The following is a 15,268-nucleotide window of genomic DNA, read 5'->3' as shown; positions in this document are numbered from 1 at the left end:
CGCACCCACACCCCAGGACACGCACGTGGACACGTCCCGCACGCCGCCACCCGTCACGGTCACCGACCTCGAAATCAGCCTGTCCCACGGCCCGGTCCTGCTGAACGCCACCGACCTCAGCCTGCAAGCAGGCAGGATCGCGGCGCTGACCGGCCCCTCGGGCTCCGGCAAGACCACCCTGCTGCGCGCCCTCATCGGCGACCTCCCCCACGGCGCCCACCTCACCTCGGGCACCGTCCTGATCCTCGGCCAGGACGTCTTCGCCCTCACCCCCGACGCGCTGCGCGCCCTGCGCCGCCACCGCATCGCCTACGTCGGCCAGGACCCGGGCTCCGCCCTCAACCCCCGCATGACCGCCGCACAGTTGATCGCGGAGGTCGCCGACGACGCCACGCCCGACGCGGTCACGGCGCTGATGGCCGAGTGCCTGCTCCCCGAAGCGCTCGCCCACCACCGCCCCGGCGCCCTGTCCGGCGGACAACAGCGCCGCCTCGCCCTGGCTCGCGCGCTGGCCCGGCGCCCCGACGTCCTCCTCCTCGACGAGCCCACGGCCGGCCTCGACACCGCGTTGCGCGACGAGATCACCGACCTGCTCCGCCGCCTCGCCACCACCCGCGACATCAGCATCGTCCTGTCCTGCCACGACCCGCACGTCGTCGACGCCTGCGCCGACACCGTCACCGCCCTCGGCACACCCGCCGAGGCCGCACCGCGCACCCCGCCCCGCGAACCCGCCCGCCCCCGCACATCCGGCCGTCCGGACACCCCCGCCGACGGCGGCCTGCGCGCCACCCGCCTCCACGTCGCCTTCACCCACCGCCGCCACACCCACCAGGCCCTGAACGACGCGGAGTTCCACGCACCGCCCGGCACCGCCACCGGCATCACAGGACCGTCCGGCTCCGGCAAGACCACCCTCCTGCGCACTCTGGCGGGACTCCAGAAACCGAACGCCGGCTCCCTCACCTGGAACGGACAGCCGCTCCCCGCCGACGTCCGCAAACGCAGCCGCGCACAGCAACGCAGCATCCAGCTCGTCCCGCAGAACCCGCTCGGCGCCCTCAACCCCACCCGCACCATCGGCGCTTCCCTGACCCGCCCGCTCCAGCTCCACCGCACGGTCGCCAAGCCCCACAGGCCCGCCCGGGTCCGCCAACTCCTCGACGATGTCGGCCTCCCCGCCGACTTCGCCGACCGCTACCCCCACGAACTCTCCGGCGGCCAGCGCCAGCGCGCCTCCATCGCCCGCGCCCTGGCCACCGACCCCGACCTCCTGCTCTGCGACGAAGTCACCTCAGCCCTGGACCCGGTGACGGCCACCGCAGTCCTGGAACTCCTCACCCACCTACGCACCGACCGCCACCTCACCCTCGTCCTCGTCAGCCACGAACTCCCCCTGGTCACCGCCTACACCGACACCCTCCACCTCCTCCACGAGGGCCGGGTCACCACACCGGCCGACCGTGAACCCACCACGAAACCGTCGACGACCGGGGCGGTCAGGTCCTGAGGGGCGAGGGGCGGCGGCTTCCGGTCAGGGGCACGGGGCCAGAGGTCAGAGGTCAGCGGACCCCCACCTCCCCCAACACCCGCCTCTGATCCCCCGTCAACTCCACCGGGAAATACAGGTAACACACCCCTCCGGACCCACCCTTGACCTTCCCCTTGTCGTCATACCGCTTCGTCCGCAGCCAGATGTTCTCGAACTGGTGGCGCGGGTAGACGTGCCGGACCGCGGCGTCGTCCTTGGAGGCGGGGTCGTTGGCGATGATGTCGCCGGATGCGGTGAAGCCGATGACGGTCATCAGGTGGCCGGCGGTGCCGTAGCCCGCGCCGTCGAGTTCGTTCGCCAGGAAGGACTGGGAGGTGATGACGGGGATGCCCGCCTGGATCAGGTGCTCGATGTCGGTGAGGGAGTCCAGGCGGGTGACGACGGCCTGGAGGTCGCGGTAGGTCGCGGCGTAGGCGGCGTTGAAGGGCCAGTTGCCGCAGCCTGCGTACTGGCCGTCGAAGGTCTGCCGGGCGGCGTGGCAGACCTGGGGGTCGGCATAGGCGGGGTCGACCCAGGCCAGGTCTTCGGGGGTGGCCCTGCGGCCCCAGTACTCGATGATCATCTGGGACGAGGTGGGGCTGCACCACGCCTCACCGCCGTTGTCGTACTCGGGGTACTGGCCCTTGTGGATCTCCTGCGAGTAGCGCGGTACGCCGAGCTCCCTGCCGGCCGCATCCCCCGGCCGGGAGGCGGGGACCTCGAAGCGGTCGGGGACGTCCGAGCCCATCGCGCCGAGCCGCCAGACGGTCGGCGTGCGGTCGCTGCCCGGGGTGCGGTGGAGGGTGAGGCGGAGCTGGTAGGCCGTCAGGCGGAGGCCGGTCGCCGGGTCGTCGAGGGCGAGGGTGTCGGTGGAGACGCTGCTCCGGCCGTCCTTCTGGCCGTCGACGGAGGTACGGCGGATGTCGGCATCGGCGTCGCCCGAGGTCCAGCGGCCCATGACGTACCAGGGGGTGCGGACGCCGTCGCCGTAGGTGGCGCGCAGTTCGACGGTGAGCCAGGTGCCGGGTGGTGTGTGGGCGTTCCAGGAGGCGATGATCTCGGTGGCCGGCACGGTGAGGGTGTGCCGGGGGCCGGTCCAGGTGGCGTATTCCCAGGCGGTGGTCCTGCCGGTGTGCGGGTCGTGGTAGTCGGCGGTGCCCGCGGGGGCGGCGAGGGTGAGGCCGGGGCGGCGGCCGGACACGACGCGGGTGCCGTCGGCGCGGCCCGAGCGCCAGTCGGCCGCTGTGGTCCAGGCGTGGTGGTCCACAAGGCTCCTCTGCGGCCGGGGGGCCGCGGGGTCCGCGGGGGCGGGTGTGGCAGGTGCGGCGGGGCGGGGCGCGGCGGACGCCATGGGGGCCGCGGCGCCGGCCGCCGCTGCGAGCGCGGCGGCCAGGACGGTGCGGCGGGGCGCTGAGCTGGTCATTGGGGATCCCCCAGTCGGTTCGGCGGGCGGAACGCGGGTCGGATCGGCACGGCGGCGGGCGCGGTGGCCGGGCGACGTACCCAGGCACCGCCCGTCGGCAGGCAATCAACTATCGCCGTTCCTGCCGGGCTTCGGCCAGCGGTTCGACGCGCGTCGCGGCGGCAATATTGGTGCAGACCACTGACGTACGCTGGCGCGATGAACCAGGATCTGGCGCCGCTCGCGGCCCGGCTCGGCGCCCTGCCGCCGTCCTGCGGGCCGGTGCGGCTGATCGGCGTCGACGGGCACGCGGGCTCCGGCAAGAGCACCTTCGCCCGGCGGCTGTCCGAAGCACTCGGGGGCGCGCCCGTCGTGCAGACCGACGACCTCGCCACGCATGAGCAGCTGTTCGACTGGGCCGAGCGGTTCCGTACGCAGCTGCTGGCGCCGCTCTCCCGGGGGCGTCGCGCGCGCTACGAGGTCTACGACTGGGTGCGCGGCGCGTTCGCCGGGGTGCGCGAGCTGGCGCCGGCACCGGTGGTGCTGGTCGAAGGAGTAGGCAGCGGGCGCCGGGCACTGCGGCCGTACCTGGCGTGCCTGCTGTGGATGGAGCTGGCGGACGCGCACTCCTGGGAACGGGGGCGGCGGCGGGACGGACCCGACCTCTCCGGTTTCTGGGATGGCTGGATCCCGGCGGAGCGCGCGCACTTCGCGGCGGACCCGTCCCGGCCGTACGCCGATCTCCTGGTGCTCCAGGGGAAGTTGGGGTACGAGGTGCGCATGGGGCCCGCAGCCGACGGCTGAACTCCCGGTATTTTCACGCTCTGTTACCGGACATGAACCGTACACGGACTACCTCCGCACAGCTCCCGCCGAGTGCCCCAACTCGGCTTGACCTGGGGGGCGTACAGGACTTACGTTCTCATTGTGCGGTTCTGACGGACCGCCCGCAGTCGCGAAGCCCCCGGTTGTTCCCCCGTGATCGGGGGCTTCGTTCTGCCCTGATTTCCCTTTTGCCGCCCTCGGCGCCGCCTCCTCCTCACCCAGGGTCACCGCACCCTTCGCGCCGGTCCTGCCGCTCTCCCCGCACCGCCCCCTACGGCCTGCACCGATACCGCAGGTACCATGCGAGTCGGTGCCACCGAAGGACGGGCGAGGACCGGCGACGCGCGCGGTGAAGGCAACTCCCGCCCCAAGGACGCCGGTTCGCGGCGGACTGCGGTCCGGCACTCGTCCGGCGGCACACCACGGGGGTCGTTTTTGTGGGGGGACGCGATGGATTCCGGCACACAGGGCACGCCGCCCGCCCCGGCCGAACTCGCCTGGCTGCGCGCGGTCGACGCGTACACCGTCGGCGCGTATCCGCAGGCCGAGGAGGAGTTCCGGGCCGCGGTGCGGCTGGACCCGACGATGGCCGACGCCTGGCTCGGGCTGCACGCGCTGCGCGCCGACACCTCCACCGCGCTGCTGCGCATGCACCGCCACCGCGACCGCTTCGGCGAGCAGCGGGCCAGGCACCGACGGTCCCTCAACTCCTGGTACTGGCTGGGCTGGTGGGTCCAGCCGGTGCTGGAGACCAGCCGTGACCTGCTGCTCGCACACGCCTCCCACTGGCTCGACGGCCGCCACATCGCCGAACTCGACCAGGCGCTGGCCGGCTGCCCGCCGGTCGACACCGATCCCCAGGTCCGCTTCCTGCACGCCTGCCGCGGCTATCTCGTCAAGGACTGGGACCAGCTGGTACGGCACACCGAACCGCTGCTCGACGATCCCGCGCTGGGCATCGAGGCCGGGCTGTTCGGCGGCATGGCGCGGGTACGCCTGGAGATGTACGGCCAGGCCGCGCCGCTGCTGTCCACCGCCCTGATGCGCTGCCGCAGCGAGCAGCCGCAGCGCAAGGAGCTGCGCTACTGGCTGGCCCGCGCGCACGAAGGCACCGGCCGCTCGGCCGCCGCACTCCCCCTCTACCGCGCCGTGCACCGCGTCGACCAGGCGTTCATGGACACCACCGCGCGGCTCGCCGCCATCGCCCAGGCGGACGGCCTGGAGGAGGGCGGGGACCTCGCCGCGGTCTCCGCATCCGGCTTCGGCCAGGAGGTGGGCGGCGACCTCGACCCGCTCGCCCCGCTCGACCCGGTCGACGGACGCGAGCTGCTGGGCGGCGGCGAGCCGGGCACCCCCGAAGGGGCCGGCGGCGCGCCCGGCGGGGCCGGCCAGGCGCGGAACAAGGCGGCGCCGGTGCCGCGCGGCACCGAACGGCTGCCGGCCGGGCCCGCCGACCCGGTACTCCTGGAGAAGGCGCTGGCCGAGCTGGAGCGGATGGTCGGCATGGAGCCGGTCAAGCGCCAGGTGCGGGCGCTCTCCGCGCAGCTGCGGATGGCCGGACTGCGGGCCGGGCAGGGCCTGCCGGTGCAGCCGCCCAAGCGGCACTTCGTCTTCTCCGGCCCGTCGGGCACCGGCAAGACGACCGTGGCCCGGATACTCGGGCGGGTCTTCTACGCACTCGGGCTGCTCGGCGGCGATCACCTGGTGGAGGCCCAACGCGCGGACCTGGTGGGCGAGTTCCTCGGCCAGACCGCCGTCAAGGCCAACGAGCTGATCGACTCGGCGCTGGGCGGCGTGCTCTTCGTCGACGAGGCGTACAGCCTCGCCAACTCCGGCTACAGCAAGGGCGACGCGTACGGCGACGAAGCCCTTCAGGTGCTGCTCAAACGCGCCGAGGACAACCGCGACCGGCTCGTCGTCATCCTCGCCGGCTACCCGGAGGGCATGGACCGCCTGCTGGCCGCCAACCCGGGCCTGTCCTCCCGCTTCACCTCCCGCGTCGACTTCCCCAGCTACCGGCCGCTGGAACTGACCGCGATCGGCGAGGTGCTGGCGGCGGAGAACGGCGACCGCTGGGACGAGGAGTCACGCGACGAGCTGTGCAGCATCAGCGGCCACGTCGTCGAACAGGGCTGGATCGACGAACTCGGCAACGGCCGCTTCCTGCGCACCCTGTACGAGAAGAGCTGCGCCTACCGCGATCTGCGGCTGTCCACCTGGCGCGGCACCCCGGGCCGCGACGACCTCGCCACGCTGCGGCTGCCCGATCTGATGCAGGCGTACGGCGAGGTGCTGTCGGGCCGCGGCCCCGACCCGCAGGGGCCGCCGCCGGCCTGACCGGCGCCGGCCCCCCGCCTGCCGGTCAGCCCGCCAGCGCCCGGTCCTCGTCCTGGTACGCCGGATCGTCCTGCGGCACCGCGCCTGCGTGCGGCTGCGAGCCGTCGCGCGGCTCGCCGAGGCGGGCATCGGCGGCCACCGGACGCGCGTCGCGGGCGCCGTGGCTGCCGCTCGCGGTGCGGTGGGCGGGATCCCGCATCTCGCCCACCAGCATCTCCAGGACGTCCTCCAACGCGACCAGGCCGACGACCCGGCCGGTGGGCCCGGCGACGGCGGCGAGGTGGGAGGCGGCGCTGCGCATCGCCGTCAGGGCGTCGTCCAGCGGCAGTTCGGCGCGCAGCGTCGCCATCGGGTGCCAGACCCGCTGCGGCACCGCACGGTCCCGCTCCTCCAGGTCCAGCACGTCCTTGACGTGCAGATATCCCATGTACGCCCCGCCGGATGCACAGACAGGGAAGCGGGAGTAGCCGGTCTTGACGGTCAGCTCCTCGACCTGGCGCGGGGTGACCGTCGGGTCGACGGTGACCAGGCCCGCCGGGTCGAGGAGTACGTCGGTGACCGGGCGGCTGCCCAGCTCCAACGCGTCCGCGAGCCGCTCCTGTTCGGCCGGGGCGAGCAGACCCGCCTGCCCCGCGTCCTCGACGAGGTGGGTCAGCTGCTCGCTGGTGAAGACCGCCTCGACCTCGTCCTTGGGCTCGACGCGGAAGATCCGCAGCACGCCCCGGGCACAGGCGCCGAGCAGCGCGGTGACCGGGCGGCAGAGACGGGCGAAGGCGACGAGTCCGGGGCTGAACCACAGGGCGGTCTTCTCGGGCGCCGCCATCGCGAGGTTCTTGGGGACCATCTCGCCGATGACCAGGTGCAGAAAGACCACCAGGGCGAGGGCGATGGCGTAGCCGAGCGGGTGGATCAGCGGTTCCGGCAGATGTACCGCGTGGAAGACCGGCTCCAGCAGGTGGGCGACGGTCGGCTCGGCGACCGCGCCGAGCGTCAGGGAACAGACGGTGATGCCGAACTGGGCCGCCGCCATCATCTGCGGCAGATTCTCCAGACCGTGCAGCACCTGACGGGCCCGCTTGGAACCCTCGGTGGCCAGCGGCTCGATCTGGCTGCGGCGTACCGACACCAGGGCGAACTCGGCGCCGACGAAGAAGCCGTTGGCGAGCACCAGGAGGACGGCGAGCAGGAGTTGGGCGGCGCTCATCGTGCCACCTCCGCTCCGGCGCCGACGGTTTCCCTGGCCGGTGCCGCGCCGGCCGGAGCCGTGCGCACGATCCTTATCCGCTCGGCGCGGTGGTGCGAGACCAGCCGCACCCGCAGCCGCCAGCCGTCGAGTTCGGCGATGTCACCGGGGGCCGGGATCCGGCCGAGTATGTGGGCCACCATTCCCGCCACCGTCTCGTACGGCCCGTCGGGCGCCTCCAGGCCGATCCGCCGCAGCCTGTCGACCCGGCAGCCGCCGTCGGCGTCCCAGGCGGGCCTGCCGTCCTCGGCCGGAGCCTGGCCCAGCTCGGGCAGGTCCACCCGGTCGTGCTCGTCCCGCACCTCGCCGACGAGTTCCTCGATGATGTCCTCCAGCGTGACCACACCGGCGGTGCCGCCGTACTCGTCGACGACCACCGCGATGGGCTGTTCGCTGCGCAGCCGCTCCAGCAACGGCGCCACCGGCAGCGTCGCCGGCACCTGGAGGGGCGGCACCGCGAGCCGGCCCGCGGGGGTGCGCAGCCGGTCGTGCGCCGGGATCGCCAGCGCGTCCTTGAGGTGCACCATGCCGACGACCTCGTCGAGGCGGGTGTGGTAGACGGGGAAGCGGGAAAGGCCCGTGGCGCGGGTGAGGTTGACGACGTCCTCGGCGGTGGCCGATGCCTGGAGTGCGCTGACCCGTACCCGCGGTGTCATGACGTTCTCCGCGGTCAGGTCGCCGAGGGACAGGCTGCGTACGAACAGGTCGGCGGTGTCCTGCTCGATGGCGCCCGCCTGGGCGGAGTGCCGGGCAAGGGAGACCAGTTCGCCGGGGGTGCGGGCGGAGGCCAGTTCGTCGGTGGGCTCCACGCCGAGGGCCCGGACGAGACGGTTCGCGACGGTGTTCAGCAGGGTGATCACCGGGCGGAAGAAACGGGAGAAGGCGTCTTGCGGGGCGGCGACGAAGCGGGCCACCTGGAGCGGCTTGGAGACCGCCCAGTTCTTGGGCACCAGTTCGCCGATCACCATCTGGACGGCGGAGGCCAGCAGCATGCCGAGCACCACGGCGATGCCGGGCACCGCGCCCCGGGGCAGCCCGGTCGCGGTCAGCGGCCCGTTCAGCAGCTCGGCGAGCGCGGGCTCGGCGAGCATGCCGACGACCAACGAGGTGATGGTGATGCCCAGTTGGGTGCCGGACAGCTGGAAGGACAGCTCGCGGAGCGCGGATACGACGGTGGCGGCGCGGCGGTCGCCGTCGGCCGCGGCCCGCTCGGCCTCGGCCTTCTCGACGGTGACGAGCCCGAACTCGGCGGCCACGAAGAAGCCGTTGGCCAGGATCAGTACGAGGGCGGCGGCGAGCAGGAGCAGCGGGCCGGTCATGCCGCCGCCTCCGTCGTCCGCGGGGGTCGGGGAGGGGCGGCGCAGGTACTACAGGACGATCCGTCCATTGCTGGAGGGAGTCACTCCTCAGGTCGCAGTGGCCCCGGGGCGGGGCAGGGCGTGAAGAGCGCCCCGCGGAACAGAGTAATCAGCGGGGCGCGGATCGGCGGGGAACACCTCGGAGAGCGAGGTCACCTGCGGCCGGATCACGCGGCGGCGGAACCGCCGGTTCCGTGGCTCTCGGCGAGCGCGCGCAGCGCGCGGGCGTCGCGGACGGCGTGCTCCCTGCCGATGCCGGGCTGGATGCCCATCGCGGGGAGGCTGGTGCCGTCGGCGAGGTCCAGATGGACCCAGGCGTCACCGTTGCGGAGGTTGACGCGCAGCACCTGGGCCCAGTCCAGCTCGCGCCGGGTGGTGAGGTTGACGACCGTGAGGCCCTCCTGCCGCGCGACCACCTTGGGGCGGGCGAGCAGCAGGAGGACGGCGAGCACCACGAGTCCGGTGAAGATGAAGCTGAGCCGCTCGCCCCCGGTCAGCGCGGGCAGCGCCAGCGCGATGGCGGTCAGCGCGGCGAACTGGGCGAGGCCGACGCCGTACAGGACGGCCCGGGTACGGGTCGGCCGGAAGGTCACCGGGAGGCTGGGCAGGGGTGCGGGCGCGGACACGTCGTCGGTCTTCCGTCTCGTGGGCATGCGGTGGTGCGGGCCGTTCGACGGCCGCGGGTCAGAGCCGGCAGGCGTGGATGCCGGTGGTCAGGATCGCGCGGGCGCCGAGGTCGTACAGCTCGTCCATGATGCGCTGGGCGTCCTTGGACGGGACCATCGAGCGGACCGCGACCCAGCCTTCGTGGTGCAGCGGGGAGACGGTCGGCGACTCCAGGCCCGGGGTGAGGCCCACGGCCTTCTCGACGTGCTCGACGCGGATGTCGTAGTCCATCATCACGTACCGGCGGGCCACCAGGACGCCCTGCATGCGGCGCAGGAACTGGCGCACCTTCGGGTCGTCGGCGGGGGCGCCGGTGCGGCGGATGACGACGGCCTCGGACTTGAGGATCGGCTCGCCGATGATCTCCAGACCGGCGTTGCGCAGGGTGGTGCCGGTCTCCACGACATCGGCGATGATCTCGGCGACGCCGAGCTGGATGGCGGTCTCCACCGCGCCGTCGAGGTGGACGACCGAGGCGTCCACGCCGTTGTCGGCGAGGTGCTGGGTGACCAGTCCTGAGAACGAGGTGGCGACCGTCATGCCGCCGAACTCGGTGACGTCCTTGGCGGTGCCGGGGCGGGTGGCGTATCGGAACGTCGATCCGGCGAAGCCGAGCTGGAGGATCTCCTCGGCCTGCGAGCCGGAGTCCAGCAGCAGGTCGCGGCCTGTGATGCCGATGTCGAGCTTGCCGGAGCCGACGTAGACCGCGATGTCGCGCGGGCGGAGGAAGAAGAACTCGACCTCGTTCTCGGCGTCGACCAGGACCAGTTCCCTGCGGTCCTTGCGCTGTCGGTAGCCGGCCTCATGGAGCATCGCCGACGCAGGCTCGGACAGTGAACCCTTGTTGGGGACAGCGATGCGCAGCATGAGGTGGACTTCCTTCGGTGGGTGGGGTGTTGAGTGGTGAGCGGGGGCGCTCAGAGGTGGCTGTAGACGTCGTCGAGGGTGAGGCCCTTGGCGATCATCATGACCTGGAGGTGGTAGAGGAGCTGGGAGATCTCCTCCGCCGCCGCCTCGTCCGATTCGTGTTCTGCGGCCATCCAGACCTCGGCGGCCTCTTCGACGACCTTCTTGCCGATCGTATGGACGCCGGCCTGGACCAGCTCGGCGGTACGGGAGGTCGCGGGGTCGCCGGTGGCGGCCTTCTGCTGGAGCTCGGAGAAGAGCTCCTCGAAAGTCTTCTTGGACATGGTGATCCCTACCCTAGCGGGCAATGTCGCAGCGGCGCGCAGCGCCACCACTGAAGGGCGGTGGCGGGCGACGGGCGGGGGCGCAGCGCCACCACTGAAGGGCGGTGGCGGGCGACGGGCGGGGGCGCAGCGCCACCACTGAAGGGCGGTGGCCGGTCAGCGCCAGGGTTCGGACACGGTGCGCAGGGTGGCGGCGGTGGCGACCGCAGCGGTGACCGCTTCGTGGCCCTTGTCCTCGGTGGATCCTTCGATGCCCGCGCGGTCCAGGGCCTGCTGTTCGGTGTCGCAGGTCAGTACGCCGAAGCCGATCGGGACGCCGGTGTCGACCGCGACCTGGGTCAGGCCCTGGGTGACGCCCTGGCAGACGTAGTCGAAGTGCGGGGTGCCGCCCTTGATGACGACGCCGAGTGCCACCACCGCGTCGTAGCCGCGGCCGGCCAGGACCTTGGCGACGACGGGCAGCTCGAAGGCGCCTGGCACCCGCAGCAGCGTCGGCTCGTCGATGCCCAGCTCGGCCAGGGCGCGCAGGGCGCCGTCGACCAGGCCGTCCATGATCTGCTCGTGCCACTGCGCGGCGATCACGGCGACCCGCAGGTCTCCGCAGTTCTTCACGGTCAGTTCGGGTGCGCCTTTGCCGCTCACGGTTCTCCTCGTGCGGGTGATGTGTTGTGCGTGCTGACGGTGGGTGGGGCCGGGGTCCGCGGTTACCGGTTGTCGCAGTCGCCGGTGGGTCCGGCGTCCAGCCACGGCAGGTCGTGGCCCATCCGGTCCCGCTTGGTGCGCAGGTAGCGGAGGTTGTGCTCGCCCGCCTGGACGGGCATCGGCTCCCGGCCGCTGACCTTGAGGCCGTCGCGGATCAGGGCCGCGGCCTTGTCGGGGTTGTTGGTCAGCAGCCGGACCGAGCGGACGCCGAGGTCCTGGAGCATCTGGGCGCCGGCGCCGTAGTCGCGTGAGTCGGCGGGCAGTCCCAGTTCGAGGTTGGCGTCCAGGGTGTCGTGGCCCTGTTCCTGGAGTGCGTAGGCGCGCAGCTTGGACAGCAGGCCGATGCCGCGTCCCTCGTGGCCGCGCAGGTAGATGACCACGCCGCGGCCGGCGGCGGCGATCCGCTCCAGCGACGCCTCCAGCTGGGGTCCGCAGTCGCAGCGCAGTGAGTGGAAGACGTCGCCGGTCAGGCACTCGGAGTGGACCCGGACCAGGACGTCGTCGCCGTCGCCGATGTCACCTGCGACCAGCGCGATGTGCTCGACGCCGTCGACGGTGGAGCGGTAGCCGTACGCGGTGAACTCGCCGTGCGCGGTGGGCAGCCGGGTCTCGGCCTCGCGGCGGACGGTGGGGGCGGACGTCCTGCGGTAGGCAATGAGGTCCTTGATGGAGATGATGGCGATGCCGTGTTTGCGGGCGAACGGCACCAGTTCCGGCAGCCGCAGCATCGCGCCGTCCTCGCCGGCGATCTCCACGATGGCGGCGGCCGGGCGCAGTCCTGCGAGCCGGGCGAGGTCGACGCCGGCCTCGGTGTGGCCGTTGCGGACCAGGACGCCGCCGGGCCTGGCGCGCAGCGGGAAGATGTGCCCCGGGCGCACGAAGTCGCCGGCCACGGTGGCGCCTGAGGCGAGCATCCGCAGGGTGGTGGCGCGGTCGGCGGCGGAGATGCCGGTGCTGACGCCGTGTTCCGGGGTCGCGTCGACGGTGACGGTGAAGGCGGTCCGCATCGATTCGGTGTTGTGCTCGACCATCTGCGGGAGCGCGAGCCGGTCCAGGTCGGCGCCCTCCATGGGGGCGCAGATCAGGCCGCGGCATTCGCTCATCATGAAGGCGACGATCTCGGCGGTGGCCTTCTCCGCGGCGATGACCAGGTCGCCCTCGTTCTCGCGGTCCTCGTCGTCGACGACCACGACGGGCCGGCCGGCCGCGATGTCGGCGATGGCCCGCTCGACGGGGTCGAGCGTCAGGTCCGCGTCGTCGGCGGACTCGTACCAGCTCTGCAGTGCGGTCATGCCGCTGCTCCTTCCAAGACGGCGGCGGCGCTCGTCCGCGAGCGCAGCCACCAGTCGCGCATGCCCCACACGACGAGCGCGAGATAGACGACGTAGACGAATCCGGAGAAGGCGAGCCCGCTGCTGAAGGCGAGCGGGACGCCGACGAGGTCGACCAGCAGCCAGGCGAACCAGAACTCCACCAGACCGCGCGCCTGGGCGACCATCGCGGCGAGCGTGCCGACGAAGATGTAGGCGTCGGGCCAGGGGTTCCAGGACAACTGCGGGACGAGCGCGAAGAGCCCGCCGACGGCGGCGGTGCCGAGCGCGGTGCCGCCGATCAGCAGCCCGCGCTCGCGCCAGGTGGCGAAGCGGACGGCGATGGAGCCGTCCTGGGCCTGCCGACGGCCGCGCTGCCAGGCCCGCCAGCCCCACAGCGCCACGCCGATGACCAGCAGTTGCTTGCCGACCCCGCCGCTGAGGTGGGCGGACGCGTAGGCGGCGACGAGGATGACGCCGGACAGGAACTGGGCGGGCCAGGTCCATATCGAGCGGCGCCAGCCGAGTGCCAGGGCGGCGAGCCCGATGGTGTTGCCGACCATGTCCGACCAGATGACGTGCTGTCCGAAGGCCGTGAACGCCTCGCCGTTCAGCCAGGTCAGGGCGCTCACCGGACGACGCCTTCCCGGTCCTTGCCGCCCTCGCCGCCCGCGCCGAGCAGCCGCTCGACGTACTTGGCGAGGACGTCGACCTCCAGGTTGACAGGGTCGCCGGTCTTCTTGATACCGAGGGTGGTCAGGGCGAGGGTGGTGGGGATGAGGCTGATGGTGAAGTGGTCGTCGGCGGCGTCGACGACGGTCAGGCTGACGCCGTCGACGGTGATCGACCCCTTCTCGACGACGTAGCGGGCGAGCCCGGCGGGCAGCGCGATCGTGACGATCTCCCAGTGTTCGCCGGGGGTGCGCCCGGTGATGGTGCCGGTGCCGTCGACGTGCCCCTGGACGAGGTGCCCGCCGAGCCGGCCGCCGAGCGCCATGGGGCGTTCGAGGTTGACCCGCGAGCCGACGGTCAGGGCGCCGAGGCTGGAGCGCTTCAGGGTCTCGGCCATCACATCGGCGGTGAACTCACCGTCGGCGGTCTCCACGACCGTCAGACAGACGCCGTTGACGGCGATGGAGTCGCCGTGCCGGGCGCCATCGGTGACGACCGGGCCGCGCAGGCGGAAGCGGGAGGAGTCGCCGAGGTTCTCGACGGCGGTGACCTCACCCAGTTCTTCGACGATTCCGGTGAACACTTCAGTTCTCCTCGTGGAGCGTGTGACGGGTGGGAATGGCGGTGATGCGCAGGTCGGGGCCGAGCCGCGCGGTCTCGGTCACATCGAGTCGCAACGCCTGCCCGATGGTGGTGATTCCGGCGTCGCCGACGGCGGCGGGGCCCGCGCCGAGCAGTACCGGCGCGAGATAGCCGACGACCTTGTCGACGGCTCGGGCGGCGAGGAACGCCCCGGCGAGGGTCGGGCCGCCTTCCAGGAGTACGGAGCGCACGTCGCGCTCGTGGAGCGCCTGGAGCAGCGCGGGGATGTGCAGCCCGCGGCCCCCGGCGGCGCGCGGCAGCCGGACGAGCGGGGCGAGACCTTCGAGGTGGGCGGTGTCGGCGTCGTCGGCGACCGCGATGAGGGTGGGCGCGGTGCCGTCCAGGACCCGGGCGCCTGGCTTGACGGCCGAGGCGCCGGAGTCGACGACGACCCGCAGCGGCTGACTGACCTCGTCATCCGTCAACCCGCTGACCCTGGCGCCCAGTTGGGGATCGTCCGCGCGGGCGGTTCCGGAGCCGACGATGACGGCGTCGGCGCGGGCGCGCAGCCGGTGCACGTCGGCGCGCGACTCGGGCGACGAGATCCAGCGGCTGGTGCCGTCCGCCGCGGCGATCCGGCCGTCGAGGGTGGCGGCGTACTTCCACAGGACGAAGGGACGGCCGCGCAGTACGGACGTCAGCCAGGCTTCGTTGACGGCCGCCGCCTCGTCGGCGAGCAGTCCGCCCTCGACGTCGACTCCGGCTTCGGCGAGGGTGACGGCGCCGCCGGTCGCGGTCGGGTTCGGGTCGGAGACGGCGTAGACGACGCGGGCGACACCGGCGTCGATCAGCGCCTGGGCGCAGGGTCCGGTGCGGCCTGAGTGGTTGCAGGGTTCCAGGGTGACCACTGCGGTGCCGCCCCTGGCGCGTTCGCCCGCCGCGCGCAGTGCGTGGATCTCGGCGTGCGGGCCGCCGGCGCGCCGGTGCCAGCCCTCGCCCGCGGTGCGGCCGTCGGCGTCCAGGACGACGCAGCCGACGACGGGGTTGGGGCTGGTGTGCCCGAGGCCGCGGGCGGCGAGTTCGATGGCACGGCGCATCGCCGCGGTCTCGGCGGGTTCTGTGGTGGCCACCGGGTCCTCCTGCCTCTTCGGGCACGGACTCCGGGGCTGTCTGGACGACAGAAGCGGAAACAAGCCATGGCATACCGGCCGGAAACAGGGAGCCCACCCGGAACAACGCACCGGGTGTGCCGCCGACGGCGGTTTACCGAAGCTCGCCCGCCGCGCACTGCCTCCCATCCGGACTTTCACCGTCGGTGCAGGAATTTCACCTGCTCAACCGGCCGCTGGCTGCGGACGGGTCGCGGACTGTTACCGCCGGTTCGGAATTACACCGACCCCGGAGTGCGCTGCTGCTCATTTCAGTACAGGGCCAGTCTGCCACGGCTGAT

The 15,268-nt window shown here is 72.7% G+C and carries 14 protein-coding genes and 1 riboswitch; of the genes, 3 read left to right on the top strand and 11 right to left on the bottom strand.

What is annotated here, in order from left to right; all coding sequences use genetic code 11:
• Positions 1–25: 25 nt before the first annotated feature.
• Entirely contained in the window at positions 26–1,510 is a 1,485-nt protein-coding gene (locus ACGFNI_RS29640; RefSeq protein WP_393687801.1) for an ABC transporter ATP-binding protein, read from the top strand.
• A gap of 52 nt (positions 1,511–1,562) precedes the next feature.
• Here the strand turns inward: ACGFNI_RS29640 and ACGFNI_RS29635 are convergent, their stop codons facing one another.
• On the bottom strand, positions 1,563–2,954 hold the full coding sequence (locus ACGFNI_RS29635; RefSeq protein WP_393687799.1) for a peptidase C39 family protein: 1,392 nt from the start codon (positions 2,952–2,954) through the stop codon (positions 1,563–1,565).
• 198 nt (positions 2,955–3,152) lie between these two features.
• Between ACGFNI_RS29635 and ACGFNI_RS29630 the strand changes: the two genes are divergently transcribed.
• Positions 3,153–3,737, top strand: a complete 585-nt coding sequence (locus ACGFNI_RS29630) for a uridine kinase (protein WP_393687797.1) — start codon at positions 3,153–3,155, stop codon at positions 3,735–3,737.
• Between the two features lie 471 nt (positions 3,738–4,208).
• On the top strand, positions 4,209–6,095 hold the full coding sequence (locus ACGFNI_RS29625) for an AAA family ATPase (RefSeq protein ID WP_393687795.1): 1,887 nt from the start codon (positions 4,209–4,211) through the stop codon (positions 6,093–6,095).
• A 25-nt stretch (positions 6,096–6,120) separates the two neighbouring features.
• On the opposite strand, the gene ACGFNI_RS29620 is transcribed toward ACGFNI_RS29625, so the two are convergent.
• The 10 genes from ACGFNI_RS29620 to ribD all read right to left on the bottom strand — a co-directional run bounded on the left by ACGFNI_RS29620 (position 6,121) and on the right by ribD (position 14,948).
• Complete coding sequence (locus ACGFNI_RS29620) at positions 6,121–7,299, bottom strand: hemolysin family protein (RefSeq protein WP_393687793.1); 1,179 nt, start codon at positions 7,297–7,299, stop codon at positions 6,121–6,123.
• Positions 7,296–8,657 (bottom strand): hemolysin family protein, encoded by a 1,362-nt coding sequence (locus ACGFNI_RS29615; protein WP_393687792.1) that lies wholly within the window; start codon positions 8,655–8,657, stop codon positions 7,296–7,298. The genes ACGFNI_RS29620 and ACGFNI_RS29615 overlap by 4 nt, the downstream gene beginning before the upstream one ends.
• A 206-nt stretch (positions 8,658–8,863) precedes the next feature.
• Positions 8,864–9,349 (bottom strand): PH domain-containing protein, encoded by a 486-nt coding sequence (locus ACGFNI_RS29610; RefSeq protein WP_393687790.1) that lies wholly within the window; start codon positions 9,347–9,349, stop codon positions 8,864–8,866.
• Positions 9,350–9,380: 31 nt separating this feature from the next.
• Positions 9,381–10,229: an ATP phosphoribosyltransferase gene (gene hisG / locus ACGFNI_RS29605; protein WP_393687788.1), complete on the bottom strand. Its 849-nt coding sequence runs from the start codon at positions 10,227–10,229 to the stop codon at positions 9,381–9,383.
• A gap of 50 nt (positions 10,230–10,279) precedes the next feature.
• Positions 10,280–10,552, bottom strand: a complete 273-nt coding sequence (locus tag ACGFNI_RS29600; protein ID WP_227046990.1) for a phosphoribosyl-ATP diphosphatase — start codon at positions 10,550–10,552, stop codon at positions 10,280–10,282.
• Positions 10,553–10,708: 156 nt separating this feature from the next.
• Positions 10,709–11,194, bottom strand: coding sequence for a 6,7-dimethyl-8-ribityllumazine synthase (ribH, locus tag ACGFNI_RS29595; protein WP_393687786.1), 486 nt, complete (start codon positions 11,192–11,194; stop codon positions 10,709–10,711).
• A gap of 62 nt (positions 11,195–11,256) precedes the next feature.
• Positions 11,257–12,546 carry a bifunctional 3,4-dihydroxy-2-butanone-4-phosphate synthase/GTP cyclohydrolase II gene (locus tag ACGFNI_RS29590; RefSeq protein ID WP_393687784.1) on the bottom strand — a complete coding sequence of 430 codons (1,290 nt, stop codon included), beginning with the start codon at positions 12,544–12,546 and terminating at the stop codon, positions 11,257–11,259.
• Positions 12,543–13,196 carry a nicotinamide riboside transporter PnuC gene (locus tag ACGFNI_RS29585; protein WP_393687782.1) on the bottom strand — a complete coding sequence of 218 codons (654 nt, stop codon included), beginning with the start codon at positions 13,194–13,196 and terminating at the stop codon, positions 12,543–12,545. The genes ACGFNI_RS29590 and ACGFNI_RS29585 overlap by 4 nt, the downstream gene beginning before the upstream one ends.
• Positions 13,193–13,819: a riboflavin synthase gene (locus tag ACGFNI_RS29580; protein ID WP_393687780.1), complete on the bottom strand. Its 627-nt coding sequence runs from the start codon at positions 13,817–13,819 to the stop codon at positions 13,193–13,195. Before ACGFNI_RS29580 ends, ACGFNI_RS29585 begins: the two co-directional genes overlap by 4 nt.
• A gap of 1 nt (position 13,820) precedes the next feature.
• Positions 13,821–14,948 carry a bifunctional diaminohydroxyphosphoribosylaminopyrimidine deaminase/5-amino-6-(5-phosphoribosylamino)uracil reductase RibD gene (ribD, locus tag ACGFNI_RS29575; protein WP_393687779.1) on the bottom strand — a complete coding sequence of 376 codons (1,128 nt, stop codon included), beginning with the start codon at positions 14,946–14,948 and terminating at the stop codon, positions 13,821–13,823.
• Between the two features lie 150 nt (positions 14,949–15,098).
• Positions 15,099–15,229, bottom strand: a riboswitch (FMN riboswitch).
• Positions 15,230–15,268: the final 39 nt, after the last annotated feature.

The organism is Streptomyces sp. NPDC048644, from assembly GCF_043199105.1.
Lineage (GTDB): Bacteria > Actinomycetota > Actinomycetes > Streptomycetales > Streptomycetaceae > Streptomyces.
The sequence above is the reverse complement of the archived record's forward strand: the minus strand, read 5'-3'. Positions and strand labels throughout refer to the sequence as shown.

Coding starts and splice junctions, on each gene's coding strand:
- ACGFNI_RS29635 (WP_393687799.1), bottom strand. CDS start 2,954: ATGACCAGCTCAGCGCCCCGCCGCACCGTCCTGGCCGCCGCGCTCGCA.
- ACGFNI_RS29630 (WP_393687797.1), top strand. CDS start 3,153: ATGAACCAGGATCTGGCGCCGCTCGCGGCCCGGCTCGGCGCCCTGCCG.
- ACGFNI_RS29625 (WP_393687795.1), top strand. CDS start 4,209: ATGGATTCCGGCACACAGGGCACGCCGCCCGCCCCGGCCGAACTCGCC.
- ACGFNI_RS29620 (WP_393687793.1), bottom strand. CDS start 7,299: ATGAGCGCCGCCCAACTCCTGCTCGCCGTCCTCCTGGTGCTCGCCAAC.
- ACGFNI_RS29615 (WP_393687792.1), bottom strand. CDS start 8,657: ATGACCGGCCCGCTGCTCCTGCTCGCCGCCGCCCTCGTACTGATCCTG.
- ACGFNI_RS29610 (WP_393687790.1), bottom strand. CDS start 9,349: ATGCCCACGAGACGGAAGACCGACGACGTGTCCGCGCCCGCACCCCTG.
- hisG (WP_393687788.1), bottom strand. CDS start 10,229: ATGCTGCGCATCGCTGTCCCCAACAAGGGTTCACTGTCCGAGCCTGCG.
- ACGFNI_RS29600 (WP_227046990.1), bottom strand. CDS start 10,552: ATGTCCAAGAAGACTTTCGAGGAGCTCTTCTCCGAGCTCCAGCAGAAG.
- ACGFNI_RS29590 (WP_393687784.1), bottom strand. CDS start 12,546: ATGACCGCACTGCAGAGCTGGTACGAGTCCGCCGACGACGCGGACCTG.